Origin of the sequence: Bradyrhizobium tropiciagri, assembly GCF_001189845.1 — a bacterium.
Lineage (GTDB): Bacteria > Pseudomonadota > Alphaproteobacteria > Rhizobiales > Xanthobacteraceae > Bradyrhizobium > Bradyrhizobium tropiciagri.
Window position 1 is genome coordinate 1 of record NZ_LFLZ01000001.1, and the last position, 13,878, is coordinate 13,878.

At 65.6% G+C, this 13,878-nt stretch carries 12 protein-coding genes and 1 pseudogene; 9 read left to right on the forward strand and 4 right to left on the reverse strand.

Going from position 1 to position 13,878, the window contains the following annotated elements:
• Window positions 1–30 precede the first annotated feature (30 nt).
• Window positions 31–957: an alpha/beta hydrolase family protein gene (locus AKN84_RS00005; RefSeq protein ID WP_050418745.1), complete on the reverse strand. Its 927-nt coding sequence runs from the start codon at window positions 955–957 to the stop codon at window positions 31–33.
• A gap of 151 nt (window positions 958–1,108) precedes the next feature.
• Here AKN84_RS00005 and AKN84_RS00010 point away from each other — a divergent pair, with 151 nt between their 5' ends.
• From AKN84_RS00010 to AKN84_RS00025, 4 genes are all read left to right on the forward strand, one after another.
• The gene (locus AKN84_RS00010; protein WP_050418746.1) at window positions 1,109–2,497 is read left to right on the forward strand and encodes a class II 3-deoxy-7-phosphoheptulonate synthase; all 1,389 of its coding nucleotides are present in this window, start codon (window positions 1,109–1,111) and stop codon (window positions 2,495–2,497) included.
• A gap of 43 nt (window positions 2,498–2,540) precedes the next feature.
• Window positions 2,541–2,894 (forward strand): diacylglycerol kinase, encoded by a 354-nt coding sequence (locus AKN84_RS00015; protein WP_050418747.1) that lies wholly within the window; start codon window positions 2,541–2,543, stop codon window positions 2,892–2,894.
• Between the two features lie 2 nt (window positions 2,895–2,896).
• Entirely contained in the window at window positions 2,897–4,042 is a 1,146-nt protein-coding gene (locus tag AKN84_RS00020; protein ID WP_202814651.1) for an FAD-dependent oxidoreductase, read from the forward strand.
• 84 nt (window positions 4,043–4,126) lie between these two features.
• Entirely contained in the window at window positions 4,127–5,878 is a 1,752-nt protein-coding gene (locus AKN84_RS00025; RefSeq protein ID WP_050418748.1) for an NAD+ synthase, read from the forward strand.
• Here the strand turns inward: AKN84_RS00025 and AKN84_RS00030 are convergent.
• Together AKN84_RS00030 and AKN84_RS00035 are read right to left on the reverse strand one after the other, a co-directional pair.
• Entirely contained in the window at window positions 5,778–7,181 is a 1,404-nt protein-coding gene (locus tag AKN84_RS00030; RefSeq protein WP_347337285.1) for a DUF2865 domain-containing protein, read from the reverse strand. The two genes, AKN84_RS00025 and AKN84_RS00030, sit on opposite strands and share 101 nt — an antisense overlap.
• 197 nt (window positions 7,182–7,378) lie before the next feature.
• Window positions 7,379–7,702, reverse strand: coding sequence for a hypothetical protein (locus tag AKN84_RS00035; protein ID WP_050418749.1), 324 nt, complete (start codon window positions 7,700–7,702; stop codon window positions 7,379–7,381).
• Window positions 7,703–7,998: 296 nt separating this feature from the next.
• On the opposite strand from AKN84_RS00035, the pseudogene cysS reads away from it, so the two are divergent.
• The 5 genes and pseudogenes from cysS to AKN84_RS44360 all read left to right on the forward strand — a co-directional run bounded on the left by cysS (window position 7,999) and on the right by AKN84_RS44360 (window position 13,029).
• A pseudogene (gene cysS, locus AKN84_RS00040) lies at window positions 7,999–9,398 on the forward strand (cysteine--tRNA ligase).
• Entirely contained in the window at window positions 9,395–9,901 is a 507-nt protein-coding gene (locus AKN84_RS00045) for a GNAT family N-acetyltransferase (RefSeq protein ID WP_050418751.1), read from the forward strand. Before cysS ends, AKN84_RS00045 begins: the two are co-directional and overlap by 4 nt.
• A complete protein-coding gene (gene cimA, locus AKN84_RS00050) occupies window positions 9,898–11,496 on the forward strand; it encodes a citramalate synthase (protein ID WP_050418752.1) in 1,599 nt (532 codons plus the stop codon). The genes AKN84_RS00045 and cimA overlap by 4 nt, the downstream gene beginning before the upstream one ends.
• A gap of 121 nt (window positions 11,497–11,617) precedes the next feature.
• Window positions 11,618–11,995 (forward strand): VOC family protein, encoded by a 378-nt coding sequence (locus tag AKN84_RS00055; protein WP_050418753.1) that lies wholly within the window; start codon window positions 11,618–11,620, stop codon window positions 11,993–11,995.
• Between the two features lie 197 nt (window positions 11,996–12,192).
• Entirely contained in the window at window positions 12,193–13,029 is an 837-nt protein-coding gene (locus AKN84_RS44360; RefSeq protein WP_128970280.1) for an IS5 family transposase, read from the forward strand.
• 45 nt (window positions 13,030–13,074) lie between these two features.
• On the opposite strand, the gene AKN84_RS00065 is transcribed toward AKN84_RS44360, so the two are convergent.
• Window positions 13,075–13,680, reverse strand: a complete 606-nt coding sequence (locus AKN84_RS00065) for an LOG family protein (protein ID WP_050418755.1) — start codon at window positions 13,678–13,680, stop codon at window positions 13,075–13,077.
• Between the last annotated feature and the right edge of the window lie 198 nt (window positions 13,681–13,878).

Genomic DNA, 13,878 nt, shown 5'->3' on the forward strand with positions numbered 1-13,878 from the left:
CGCCAGGACGACACTGGTGGAAATTCGCGTCTACCCCTCCGCCTCGAGCCATTCCGCGGCGCCGCGCCACAGGGCGTCGCGGTGTTCGCTGCGGAAGAAGCCAAAATGGCCGATCGCCTTCGCGCCGGCGTCCGCAGGACGGATCGAGATGATCTCCGGTGTGATCGACGTGAACGCCGAGCACAGCAGTTCGACCGCCGGCCGCGTCGCCCAGGTGTCGTCGGTGATGGTGAGTGCGCGGAGCTTGCCCTTGAACTTCGGAAAATTTTCGCGCGCAGCAAGCGCCGGGTCGTCGAGCAGATAGCGCTCGCGCATCACCCAGCCGCGCCATTGCTCGAACACGCCGCGCGGCAGGTCCATGCCGAGGCCGGCCCAGCCCGGCACATAGCCGAGCGTGCGGGCGAGCGGCAGGCCGATGCCGTTCATGAAGGCGACGACGCGGTAGCGTTCGGGCGAGGCCATCAGCTTCCAATGCGCGGCTTGCGAGGCGATCAGCAAAGCGCGCGGGATCTCGGCGTTGTTCGGCAACAGGCCGAGCGCCTGGCCGCCGAAGGAGTGGCCGACGTAGGCAAAGGGCAGGTCGCGGTAGCGCTCGCGCATCCAGCGCACGGCGGCGGTGGCGTCGAGCGCGGCCCAATCCGCCATCGTCGTCTTGAAGCCGGCCAGCGACTTCCGCTTGTTCAGGCCGGTCGCCGCCATCGGCCTGCTATCGCCGGTGCCGCGGTAGTCGTAGGTCAGGACCGCCGAACCGCGGCGGGCGAGGTAGCCGGCAAAGCCGCGATAGACCTTGCGGGGCACGGCGGTCGCCGAGTTGATCAGGACGGCGTGGCGCTTCCTGCCGCGGGGCAGGAACAGCGTGGCGGCGAGCGGATAGCCGTCCGCGGCCGGCACGACGATGTCGTCGCTAAAAACGTCGTCCAGCGCGGCGGCGGCCACGGCGATTTCCCCGGCATTCATGCTATGCTCTACCAAATGCGAATTCGGATTTTCTTGCAAGGGCTTGACGGAATTGCAGGAATCCTTCTAGCGGGAGGCTGGCGCCCTGTGTATAAGCCGGGCTTTCCGTATGCCGCGATTAAGTCGCGGTTTTTGCTCAGGAGTTGACCTCATGTCCGAGCGGTGGACACCCGATAGCTGGCGCGCCAAGAAGGTGCTGCAGGTGCCCGATTATCCCGATGCCAAGGCATTGGCCGATGTCGAGGCCCAGCTGGCGACCTTTCCGCCGCTGGTGTTCGCGGGCGAGGCGCGCAGCCTGAAGAAGGCGCTGGGCCGGGTGGCCGCGGGCGAGGCTTTCCTGCTGCAGGGCGGCGACTGCGCCGAGAGCTTTGCCGAGCACGGCGCCAACAACATCCGCGACTTCTTCCGCGTGCTGCTGCAGATGGCTGTGGTCATGACCTATGCCGGCGCGCTGCCGGTGGTGAAGGTCGGCCGCATCGCCGGGCAGTTTGCCAAGCCGCGCTCATCGCCGACCGAGAAGCAGGGCGACGTCGAGCTGCCGAGCTATCGCGGCGACATCGTCAACGACATCGCCTTCACCGCGGAGGCGCGCATTCCCGATCCGCAGCGCCAGCTGATGGCCTATCGCCAATCGGCGGCGACGCTGAACCTGCTGCGCGCGTTCGCGACCGGCGGCTTCGCCAATCTCGGCAGCGTGCATCAATGGATGCTCGGCTTCCTGAAGGATTCGCCGCAGTCCCGCCGCTACAAGGAGCTCGCCGACCGCATTTCGGACGCGCTGAACTTCATGCGCGCCTGCGGCCTCGATCTCGAGAGCCATCCGGAGCTGCGCGCCACCGATTTCTACACCAGCCACGAGGCGCTGCTGCTCGGCTACGAGCAGGCGATGACGCGGGTCGATTCGACCACCGGCGACTGGTACGCGACCTCGGGCCACATGATCTGGATCGGCGACCGCACCCGCCAGCTCGACCACGGCCATGTCGAATATTTCCGCGGCATCAAGAATCCGATCGGCCTGAAATGCGGTCCGTCGCTGAAGCCGGACGAACTGTTGAAGCTGATCGACATCCTCAATCCCGACAACGAGCCGGGACGCCTGACGCTGATCAACCGCTTCGGCGCCGACAAGGTCGGCGATCATCTGCCCGGCCTGATCCGCGCCGTGCAGCGCGAGGGCCGCGTCGTGGTCTGGTCGTGCGATCCGATGCACGGCAACACCATCACCTCGACCACGGGCTACAAGACGCGGCCGTTCGACCGCGTGCTGTCGGAGGTGAAGGCGTTCTTCCAGATCCATGCGGCGGAAGGCACCCATGCCGGCGGTGTGCATCTGGAGATGACCGGGCAGGACGTCACCGAATGCATCGGCGGTGCGCGCGCCATCACCGATGAGGATCTCAACGACCGCTATCACACAGTCTGCGATCCCCGTCTCAACGCCGAACAGTCGATCGACATGGCCTTCCTGATCGCCGAGCTCCTGAAGCAGGAGCGCGCCGGCAAGGTCAAACCGATGCCGGCCGCCGCGGGGTTGTGATTTGGGGCAGGCGAGTTGGGGGCAGTGACTTGAGGGCAGTGACTTGCTGAGGTTCTGGCGAGCCACCATCAACTCGCGCAACGGGCTGGCATTCGCCATCCGCTCGGAGCAGGCGATCCGCGAGGAGGTCGTGGCGCTGGTGCTGTCGGTGCCGCTTGCCTGGCTGGTCGGCGCCACCGTGATGCGCCGGGTCGAGCTGGTCGCGACCGTGGTGCTGGTTCTCGTGATCGAGCTGCTCAACACCGCGATCGAGAAGCTCGCCGACCGCCTGACCATGGATCACGATCCGCAGATCGGCCGGGTCAAGGACATGGGCTCCGCCGCCGTCGGCGTCGCGCTTGTGATGGCCGGGCTGTTCTGGCTGTTCGCCCTCGCCGAGCGCTCGGGTGCATTCTGACCGTGAGTGCCAATACGCCGATCAAGCTTGCGGTGATCGGACGGGGTCTGATCGGATCGGCCGCCGCGCGCCATCTGAGCAAGATGGGCCACGAGGTTGCGCTGATCGGGCCGGGTGAGCCGGTCGATTTTGCGCGCCATGACGGCGTGTTCGGCAGCCACTATGACGAAGGCCGCATCACCCGGACCTACGATCCGCAAGCCTTCTGGCGGCAGATGAACCGCGCCGCGATCGCGCGTTACGGCGAGATTGCTGCGGAAAGCGGCGTCGATTTCTACCAGGAGACCGGCGCGCTTCACGTCGGTAACAGCGAAACCACCGATGTCGGCTCGATCGGCGACGTCTGCGCCGACGAGGCGATCGCGTGTGAGGCCTATCAGGACGCGGCGCTCGCCGAGCGGTTTCCGTTTCTGAAAGCGACCGCGGGCATGCTGGGCTATTTCGAGCCGCGCAATGCCGGCTATGTCAGTCCGCGGCGCCTGGTGCGGGCGCAGACGATCGCGGCGGAGCGCGCGGGCGCGCGGATCATCGACGAGCCTGCGCTCGGGATTTCGGAAACCGCTTCCGGTGTGACGATCCGGACGCGATCGGGCAACCTCGAGGCCGAGCGTGTGCTGGTTGCCGCAGGCGGGCATACCCAATCGCTGATCGGCCGATCGCTGGGTGTTACGGTCTACGCGCGCACCGCGGCGCTGTTCCGGCTCGATCGGCCGGAGGTCGAACGCCTGGCCGGCATGCCGTCGATGCGCTGTCTCGGGCCGAAGGGCGACAACCCCTATATCCTGCCGCCGATCCCGTATCCCGACGGCCAGACCTGGTTGAAGCTCGGCGGAGATCCGGTCGATCGTCCGCTCGGCAGCGAGGCTGACATCAAGGACTGGTTCCGGTCGGGCGGGTCGGTTGACGTTGCTGATCGCCTGCAAGCGCAGATACTCGATCGCATCCGCGGCCTCAAGTTCGAAGAGCGCCGCGTCGTGCCCTGCATGACCAGCTTTGGCGACACCGGCTTGCCGCTTATCGGGCCGCTGTCCGAGCGGGTCACCGTCGCATTCTGCTGCTACGGCAAGAGCGCAAAATGTTCGGACGAATTGGGCCGGCTGGGTGGTCTGGCGCTGCTCGGCGAGGTGAGGGCGGAGCTTGCACCCTGACGAGGAATCCCAGTGCGATTTCTGCAATCGCACCATGACCGGACGGCCATTGAAGTTTGCCCTTGTGCGGGACAACATAATGCTATGAGCGAACAACAGATCAAGATTACCCTGGCGCAACTCAACCCGACGGTCGGTGACGTCACCGGCAACGCCGCGAAGGCGCGTGCCGCGCGCGAGAAAGCCAAGGTGGACGGCGCCGATCTCGTGGTGCTCTCGGAGCTGTTCCTTGCCGGCTATCCGCCGGAGGACCTGGTGCTCAAGCCGGCGTTCCAGGCGGCCTGCCGCGCCGCGGTCGAGGAGCTGGCGCGCGAGACCAAGGACGGCGGTCCGGCCATGCTGATCGGCACGCCCTGGGTCGAGGACGGCAAGCTCTACAATGCCTGCGCACTGCTTGACGGCGGACGCATCGCCGCGCTGCGCTTCAAGGCCAATCTGCCGAATTACGGCGTGTTCGACGAGAAGCGGCTGTTCGCGCGCGGTCCCGCGCCGGGCCCGGTGACGGTGCGCGGCGTGCGCATCGGCGTGCCGATCTGCGAGGACATCTGGCTCGAGGAGTCCGAAGAATACGAGAACGTCGTCGAATGTCTCGCCGAGACCGGTGCCGAGATCCTGGTGGTGCCGAACGGCTCGCCCTATGCCCGCGACAAGGCCGATCTCAGGCTGTCGATCGTGGTGGCGCGGGTCACCGAGAGCGGGCTGCCGCTGGTCTATTTGAATGAAGTGGGCGGCCAGGACGAGCTGATCTTCGACGGCGCCTCGTTTGCGCTCAATGCCGATCTGTCGGTCGCGGCGCAGCTGCCGGCGTTCGAGGAGAACATCACGACGCTGACCTGGCGCAAGACCGCCGACGGCTGGCGCTGCAACGGGCCGAGCACGGCGCAGCTCGAGGGCGACAAGGCCGATTACGCGGCCTGTGTGCTCGGCCTGCGCGACTATGTCCGCAAGAACGGTTTTCCCGGCGTGCTGCTCGGCGTCTCCGGCGGCATCGACTCGGCGCTATGCGCGGCGATCGCGGTCGATGCGCTCGGTGCCGACAAGGTGCGCGGCGTGATGCTGCCGTTCCGCTACACCGCGCAGGTGTCGCTCGACGATGCCGCCAAGCTCGCCGCCGCGCTCGGCATCCGCTACGAGATCCTGCCGATTGCCGACGCCGTGAACGGGTTCGAGAAGATTTTGGCGCCGGTGTTCGCGGGCCTGGAGCGCGACATCACCGAGGAGAATCTGCAGGCGCGCGCCCGCGGCACGCTGTTGATGGCGATCTCCAACAAGACCGGCGCCATGGTGGTGACGACCGGCAACAAGTCGGAAATGTCGGTCGGCTACGCCACGCTGTATGGCGACATGAATGGCGGCTTCAACCCGATCAAGGACATCTACAAGACCGAGGTGTTCCGCCTGTCCAGCCTGCGCAATGCCTGGAAGCCGGACGGCGCGCTCGGTCCGTCGGGCGAGGTGATTCCGGTCAACATCATCATCCGGCCGCCGACCGCGGAGCTGCGCGAGAACCAGACCGACCAGGATTCGCTGCCGCCTTACGAGGTGCTGGATGCGATCCTCGAGCGTCTCGTGGAGCGCGAGGAGCCGCTTGCGACCATCATCGAGGCCGGCTTCGATCGCGATGTGGTGACCCGCGTCGACCGCCTGCTCAACATCGCCGAATACAAGCGCCGGCAGGCCGCGCCCGGCGTGAAGGTGACGCGGAAGAATTTCGGCCGCGACCGCCGCTATCCCATCACCAACCGCTTCCGCGATTTCGGCAAGGCGCTGCCGGAGCCCGACGAGAAGCTGGTGACGCGCACCTCGCGCGCGTCGGCGGAGGCGTTCGAGGGGTGAACCCTCTCGAGTGCCACGATGCTCTTCTCCCTCTCCCGCTTGCGGGGGAGGTCGGGGTGGGGGTGTCGCCGCGAGCGAGACCGCCGACGTGGAGAAAGCCCCCACCCATATCGCATCTTCGATGCGATATGACCTCCCCGCAAGCGGGAGAGGTGGGGAATGAGTTCGCGGACGGGCTTCTACTGCTTCTTCTGCTGAATGAAGGTCGGGCCGACCGTGCGGATCTGACCGTCGCTTGCGGGCGCAGCCGGCGCCGTGGTGGCGTCAGCGGCGGCGGGCTGCTGCTGTTGAGCCGCGGCCGGCGCGCCCTTCTTGCCGGCGGCAGCTTGGTCTGCGCGCGCTGCTGCATCTTCCGCGCGCTCTCCTCGGTGACGATGATGTCGCCCTGCTGCGCGGCGGACGTCTGGTCGTCGACGGCCTTCAACGCCTCGGCCCAGCTCTGGCCGGCCGCCCTGCAGGAGCACGACGGATTGAACTCGGTGCGGTACTTGAAGGCGTTCGGCAGCGACGAGTAGGACTGGCCGCTGATCGAGACCGCCTGGTTGATGTCTTCGCCGGGATTGCGGTAGGCGAACAGGCTGGCCTCCGCGGCCGGGCACTGCGCCTTACAGATCTGCTCGTCGGCGGCAAAGCGCGCCGACGAGGTCGCGAACGAAATCGGGAAATAGGCGCCGTCGCAGGTGCGCACGCAGACGGTGCGGAAGGTGCCGGACTGCCCGCCATATTGTGCGTCGGGCGGGGGCAGCGGCGTATTCGGATTGGCGCCGCCGCCACCGCCGCCGAACAAGTTCTCGATGAAATTGCCGGGGCCACGCGCGGCGGCCGCAGCGTATTGCGGGCCGCAATTGTTCTGCGCCAGCGCGGTCAGGACCGAGCGGCGCTGGTTCTCGCGGTCGGCGCCGCCGAGCCCGCCGGTGCGCAGCCGTTCGAGATTGGTGGTCATCTGGTCGAGATTGGCGCGCATCTGCTGGATCTGGTTGTTGACCGGTCCGCACTGCGCCGAATTGTTATTGAACAGCGAAAAGAACCCGGAGCTGTCGCAGCCCATGCGCCGGGCCTGCGCGGTCACGCGATCGAGTTCGCCCTGCTGCCTTGTTGCCGCGTCCTGATAGCGGCGGATCTGCTCGTCCTTGGCCGGATCGCCACCGCCGCCGCCGCGATCGATCGCCGCCAGCTGGCCCTCGAGCCGCACGCACATCGGATTGGCCGGCGGATTCGGCTGGGCGCCCTGGGGCGCCGGGCCGGGCGGGCCAGGCGGCACTTGCGCCAGGGCATCCGTGGCGGGCAGGGCGATTGCGGCCAACAGGGCGCAAGTCGAGAACCAGCGGGAGAAGCGAGAACGGGAGCTATTGGGCATATCCGGCCATTAAAACGACGCCGCCCGGCGAGCAACGCCAAAGCGCGCGGGCAAGGCCGCTGCAATAGCCTTTTCTCGGGGCAGCGTCACGTCGTTTCCGGGGCGCCGGTGTGGCAATAACCCCGTTTATCCAGCAGCTTGGCTCAGCGCTGACACGTGATGGCGACGTATTCGCCGCAGCTATTGCCGGTGCATTTCTCATTGGCGGCGTGCGGAACCGCGCCGGTGATCTCGTCAGGATCGACGCGGCGGTAATTGGTGGCCTGCGCAAAATCCCGTGACCGGCAGTAGGCGCGGGCGGCGGACGCGCCGCAGCGGTCGCCACGAGCGAGGCACTGGTCGATGCCGTAGCCGTCGGCCTGGTTGGCGACGATGAAAACGCGGCTGTCGGCCCGTGCGGCCGAGGGGACAAGGGCGGAGGGGACAAGTAAGAGCGCGCAGGCAATCAATGCTGAAAAGGGCCGCATGGTGCACCGATGAAATGGCGGGGAATCCGCAGGCCCTCCCGTACGCCCAAATGCTTAATAATGATTAACCATGAGGGCGTTGGCGTGATTTTGGTGCGGCGCCAGCTGCAAAACGCTCGAAAACAAGCCCCTTGACGCGATAAAGGGGCCATGAGACATGGTGGAACCATGAACGGCCACCTCGCCATCTGCAGCATTTGCCGCGAGATTATGAGCTAGCGATTCGCTGGCTGAGGCCGTCTTTTCTCAATCACCCTGAGAATCACTGGACGCCCGGCCGCAAGGGACGGTGATCCATGGAATTGCGCCTTTACGACACGTTGACCCGGGAGAAGCGGCTGTTCGTGCCGCTCGATGCCAACAACGTCCGCATGTATGCCTGCGGACCGACGGTCTACGACTTCGCCCATATCGGCAACGGCCGGGCGGCCATTGTCTTCGACGTGCTATTCCGCGCGCTGCGCCATCGCTATGGCGCCGGCCACGTGACCTATGTCCGCAACATCACCGACGTCGACGACAAGATCAATGTCCGCGCCGCGCGAGACTATCCCGGCGTGCCGCTGAACGAGGCGATCCGCAAGGTCACCGAGCAGACCTACCAGCAGTATCAGGATGACGTCACGGCACTGGGCTGCTTGCCGCCCACAGTGCAGCCGCGCGCGACCGAGCACATCCCGGAGATGCGCGCGATCATCGAGAAGCTGGTCGCCGGCGGCTTTGCCTACGTCGCCGAGGATCATGTGCTGTTCTCGCCGCAGGCGATGAACGCGGCCAACTCGGTGCTGCCGCGCTATGGCGCGCTGTCGAAGCGCTCGCTCGACGAGATGATCGCGGCGCCCGCGTCGATGTCGCGCCCTACAAGCGCGACAACACCGACTTCGTGCTGTGGAAGCCGTCGAAGCCGGGCGAGCCGTCCTGGCCGTCGCCGGCAGGCATCACGGTCGAGGGCCGGCCCGGTTGGCACATCGAGTGCTCGGCGATGGCCTGGAAGCACCTCGGCGAGAAGTTCGACATCCATGGCGGCGGCATCGACCTGGTGTTCCCGCACCATGAGAACGAGCTCGCGCAGACCTGCTGCGCGTTCCACACCGACCGCATGGCCAATGTCTGGATGCACAACGGCTTCCTGCAGATCGAAAGCGAGAAGATGTCGAAGTCGCTCGGCAACTTCTTTACGATCCGCGATCTGCTGACGGATTGGCCGGGCGAGGTGCTGCGGCTCAGCATGCTCCGAACGCACTACCGTTCGCCGCTCGACTGGACGCTGAAGAGCGCAGAAGAGGCCGCAAGGACGCTCGACGACTGGTATGCGGTCGCGGCCGACGCCGAGTCCGGCGCGCCGTCGCCGGCGATGGTCGAGGCGCTCTACGACGATCTCAACACCGCGCAGGCGATGGCCGTGCTGCACGGCCTGCGGAATGCTGCCGCGAGCAGTGAGGCAGGCCGCAAGGAATTTGCCGGTTCGCTGCGGCTGCTCGGCTTCCTGTCGGAGAGCGCGGCAGCATGGGAGGCGCGCAAGCAGCAGGCGAGCGGCGTCGACGCTGCCGCGGTCGAGGCGCTGATCGCCGAGCGCACCGCGGCGCGTGCGCGCAAGGATTTCAAGGAGTCCGACCGGATCCGCGATCAGCTCGCCGCGATGGGTGTGGTGATCAAGGACTCCAAGGAAGGCACCACCTGGGAGATCGCGCGATGAGCCGTTCCGCACCCGCGTTGCGCCCGTATCTGCCTGATGACGCGCCGCTGCTGGCGGCGATCTTCACGGCCTCGATCATGGATCTAACCGGTGACGATTACAGCGAGGCGCAGCAGGAAGCCTGGGCGGCAACTGCCGACGACGAGGCGGCGTTCGGCAAGAAGCTCGCGGGCCAGCTCACACTGATCGCGACGTTGCAGGGCGCGCCGGTCGGGTTTGCCTCGTTGAAGGGCGCCGACCATATCGACATGCTCTACGTGCATCCGAGCGCGGTCGGGCAGGGCGTAGGCGCCGCGCTGTGCGATGCGCTGGAGAAGATCGCGAGCGCCCGCGGCACCAAGACCCTGAAGGTCGATGTCAGCGACACCGCGCTCGAATTCTTCCGCAAGCGCGGTTACGTCGCGCAGCAGCGCAATTCGGTGACGATCGGCGACGAATGGCTCGCCAACACCACGATGCAGAAGACGCTCGACGGCGTTGCCACGCCCGGAGGCCACGCATGAGCCGCGAGCGCCTCTATCTGTTCGACACCACGCTGCGCGACGGCGCGCAGACCAATGGGGTCGACTTCACGCTGCAGGACAAGCAGGTGATTGCGGGCATGCTCGACCAGCTCGGCATCGACTATGTCGAGGGCGGCTATCCCGGCGCCAATCCGACCGATACCGAGTTCTTCAGCCGGAAGCCTGCCTTCGACCATGCGCGCTTCACCGCGTTCGGCATGACGCGGCGGCCGGGGCGTTCGGCCTCGAACGATCCGGGGCTCGCCAGCATCCTCGAGGCCAAGGCGGACGCGATCTGCTTCGTCGCAAAATCCTCCGCCTACCAGGTCCGGGTCGCGCTCGAGACCACCAACGAGGAGAACCTCGCCTCGATACGCGACAGCGTTGCCGCCGCCAAGGCGCTCGGCCGCGAGGTGATGGTCGACTGCGAGCATTTCTTCGACGGCTACAAGGAGAACCGCGACTACGCGCTCGCCTGCGCAACGGCGGCCTATCAGGCCGGCGCGCGCTGGGTGGTGCTGTGCGACACCAATGGCGGCACCATGCCGCATGAGATCGAGACCATCGTCGCTGATGTCGTCACGCATGTGCCCGGCGCCCATGTCGGCATCCACGCCCATAACGACACCGAGCAGGCGGTCGCCAACTCGCTCGCCGCGGTGCGTGCCGGCGCGCGGCAGATCCAGGGCACGCTCAACGGCCTCGGCGAGCGCTGCGGCAACGCCAATCTCTGCTCGCTGATCCCGACCCTGAAGCTGAAGCAGGAGTTTTCCGACAAGTTCGAGATCGGCGTCACCACCGAGAAGATGGCGACGCTGATGAAGGTGTCGCGCACGCTCGACGACATGCTGAACCGCGCGCCCAACCGTCACGCGCCTTATGTCGGCGAGAGCGCCTTCGTCACCAAGACCGGCATCCATGCCTCTGCCGTGATGAAGGATCCGCAGACCTACGAGCATGTGCTGCCGGATGCCGTCGGCAACCACCGCAAGGTGCTGGTGTCGGATCAGGCTGGCCGCTCCAACGTGATGGCCGAGCTCGACCGTGCTGGCATCGTCTATGACAAGAGCGATCCGCGGCTGACGCGGCTGGTCGAGGAGTTGAAGGAGCGCGAGGCCGCGGGCTTCGCCTATGAATCCGCGAACGCTTCGTTCGACCTGTTGGCGCGCCGCACGCTCGGCAAGGTGCCGCAATATTTCACGGTCGAGCAGTTCGACGTCAATGTCGAGCAGCGCTACAACGCCAACGGCCAGCGCGTTACGGTGGCGCTTGCGGTGGTGAAGGTCGATGTCGACGGCGAGCGGCTGATCTCGGCCGCCGAAGGCAACGGTCCGGTCAACGCGCTCGACGTGGCGCTGCGCAAGGACCTCGGCAAGTACCAGAAGTACATCGATGGCCTGAAGCTGATCGACTACCGCGTGCGTATCCTCAATGGCGGCACCGAGGCGGTCACGCGCGTGCTGATCGAAAGCGAGGACGAGACCGGCGAGAGCTGGACCACGGTCGGCGTCTCGCCCAACATCATCGACGCCTCGTTCCAGGCGCTGATGGATTCGGTATTCTACAAGCTGGTGAAGTCGGGTGCGCAGGCGTAGCCGGCTAAAGGAAAACAGACGTCGTCATTGCGAGGAGCGATAGCGACGAAGCAATCCATATCTCAGCGAGCGGCGCGATGGATTGCTTCGCTTCGCTCGGAATGACGAGAAGGGGGCTTCCATGATCGACCACGTTTCCGTCGGCGTCCGCGATCTCGAACGCGCGGCGCGGTTCTATGAACCGACACTGGCCGCGCTTGGCCTGAGCCGCCTCGTCACGCGCCCGGCGACGATCGGCTTCGGCAAGGCCTATCCCGAATTCTGGATCAACCTGCGCGCCACGATGGCGCACGTCGCGCATGAGAGCGGCACCCATATCTGCCTGCGCGCGAAGACCACCACCGAGGTCGATGCCTTCCACGCTGCCGCGCTGGCCTCCGGCGGTCTCTCCGATGGCCCGCCCGGCCTGCGCCCGCACGACCGCGTGCGCTATTATGCGGCCTTCGTCCTCGACCCCGACGGCAACCGCATCGAGGCGGTGACATTTCCGAGTGAGTGAGGTTGGACGAACCTCATTGTAATCCGTCATCCTGAGGCGCGAGCGGAGCGAGCCTCGAAGGATCGACGGCCACCAGCCGGGCCGTTCATCCTTCGAGACGCGCTTCGCGCTCCTCTCAGAGCCTGACTGAAAAAGGAGTGAGTGATCTCGGTTGGCTGTGATTCGTTCGGATTTGCGAAGATTCGAGGGAGGGCACGATGCCGTGGACCGAAATCACTCGTGTCGAGTATCAACGCAAAGGGCTGCGCTACACAAGCGATCTGACCGATGCGGAGTGGGCGCTGATATCCCGGAAGATGCCAGCGCGACAGCGACGAGGACGCCCGCGGGAAGTCGATTTGCGTGAGGTGGTGCAGGCGATCTTCTACATTTTGTCGACGGGCTGCCAATGGCGAGCTCTGCCGAGCGAGTTCCCGCCATACTCAACGGTTCAAGGCTATTTTTATGCCTGGCGCGACAGTGGCCGATGGCACCGGATCGTCGGAGCCTTGGTCCGGCAAGCGCGGCGGAAACTCGGGCGCAAGGCGGGACCGACGGCTGCCGTCATCGATAGCCAGACGGCTCCGACCACGCAGGCCGGCGGGCCACGCGGCTTCGACCCCGGCAAGCGCCTTCATGGACGCAAGCGGCACATCGTCACTGACACCAATGGTCTGCTGCTGGCAGTCCACGTGCATCCCGCCAACGTTCAGGATGTCCACGGTGCTGTCCCTCTGCTGGAACACCTGAGAGAACACTTCCCCGGGCTTCAGCATGTCTTTGCTGACCGAGTCTATCGCGGCAAACAGCTGCTCGACGCACTGTCCCATTGCGGCCAATGGACCATCGATATTGTCCAGCGGCCACCCGGCGTCAAAGGCTTCCAGCTCTTACCCCGACGCTGGGTCGTCGAGCGTACCTTTGCCTGGTTCGGCAGGTGCCGTCGTCTCGCCAAGGACTTCGAGGGCTCCGCCGCAACCGAAGTCGCTTGGCTTCTCGTCGCCCATCTCAGGCTCCTGATCAGACGACTCGCCAGGCCACAACACGCTTTTTGAGTCAGACTCTCAGGATGACTGGGATAGCTTTGCGAGCTTGAGCGATCAGAGCCGGCGCGCCACTTCGGGGGCGAGCTCCTTCGCGGCTGCCGGCTTGCCGGCTACCGCCGAGCGCAGCCGCGGCAGGATGTCGTCGACACGGTCGGCCATCAGGACGTTGATCGGCAAGGTCGGGCGGATGAACTCGGTCATGCGCATGTGGTTCAACAGCGAGAGCAGGGGCTCCCAGAAGTTGTCGATGTTGGCGAGCAGGATAGGCTTGGAGTGACGGCCGAGCTGCTGCCAGGTCAGTTGCTCGACCAGCTCCTCCAACGTGCCGATGCCGCCGGGCAGTGCCACGAACGCGTCCGAGCGCTCGAACATCAGCCGCTTGCGCTCATGCATGTCTGGCGTGACGATCATCTCCTGAACCGAGGTCAGCGCATTCTCGCGCGCGCGCAGGAATTCGGGAATGATTCCGGTCACGGAGCCACCATGGTCGAGCGTAGACTTTGCGACCGCGCCCATCAGGCCGATCGAGCCGCCGCCATAGACCAGGCGAACGTTGTTTTCGGCAAAGGCCTTGCCTAGCGCGATGGCAGCTTCAACAAAGCGGGGATTGTTACCGGGGCCGGAGCCGCAATAAACACAGACGGTCTTGATTTGGTTCATACGATCCTTGTGGCACTGCAGCGTAAACAGGGTCAAGACTCGCATATGGGGATTGAGGGCCAAAAAATCCCGTAAATTCCCACGAATCGCGAACAATTTTCGTCATAAGCCTGTACGCCGCGTTCAAACGATCTATATGACGGGCACAATGGCAAATCGTGGAAAAGATGTGGCAGCGGACCGCCGCGCCATGACGGC

What these genes read in the sequence shown, in the direction of transcription:
- AKN84_RS00005 (WP_050418745.1), bottom strand. Translation starts at nt 957, where the DNA reads ATGAATGCCGGGGAAATCGCCGTGGCCGCCGCCGCGCTGGACGACGTT.
- AKN84_RS00010 (WP_050418746.1), top strand. Translation starts at nt 1,109, where the DNA reads ATGTCCGAGCGGTGGACACCCGATAGCTGGCGCGCCAAGAAGGTGCTG.
- AKN84_RS00025 (WP_050418748.1), top strand. Translation starts at nt 4,127, where the DNA reads ATGAGCGAACAACAGATCAAGATTACCCTGGCGCAACTCAACCCGACG.
- AKN84_RS00035 (WP_050418749.1), bottom strand. Translation starts at nt 7,702, where the DNA reads ATGCGGCCCTTTTCAGCATTGATTGCCTGCGCGCTCTTACTTGTCCCC.
- AKN84_RS00045 (WP_050418751.1), top strand. Translation starts at nt 9,395, where the DNA reads ATGAGCCGTTCCGCACCCGCGTTGCGCCCGTATCTGCCTGATGACGCG.
- cimA (WP_050418752.1), top strand. Translation starts at nt 9,898, where the DNA reads ATGAGCCGCGAGCGCCTCTATCTGTTCGACACCACGCTGCGCGACGGC.
- AKN84_RS00055 (WP_050418753.1), top strand. Translation starts at nt 11,618, where the DNA reads ATGATCGACCACGTTTCCGTCGGCGTCCGCGATCTCGAACGCGCGGCG.
- AKN84_RS44360 (WP_128970280.1), top strand. Translation starts at nt 12,193, where the DNA reads ATGCCGTGGACCGAAATCACTCGTGTCGAGTATCAACGCAAAGGGCTG.
- AKN84_RS00065 (WP_050418755.1), bottom strand. Translation starts at nt 13,680, where the DNA reads ATGAACCAAATCAAGACCGTCTGTGTTTATTGCGGCTCCGGCCCCGGT.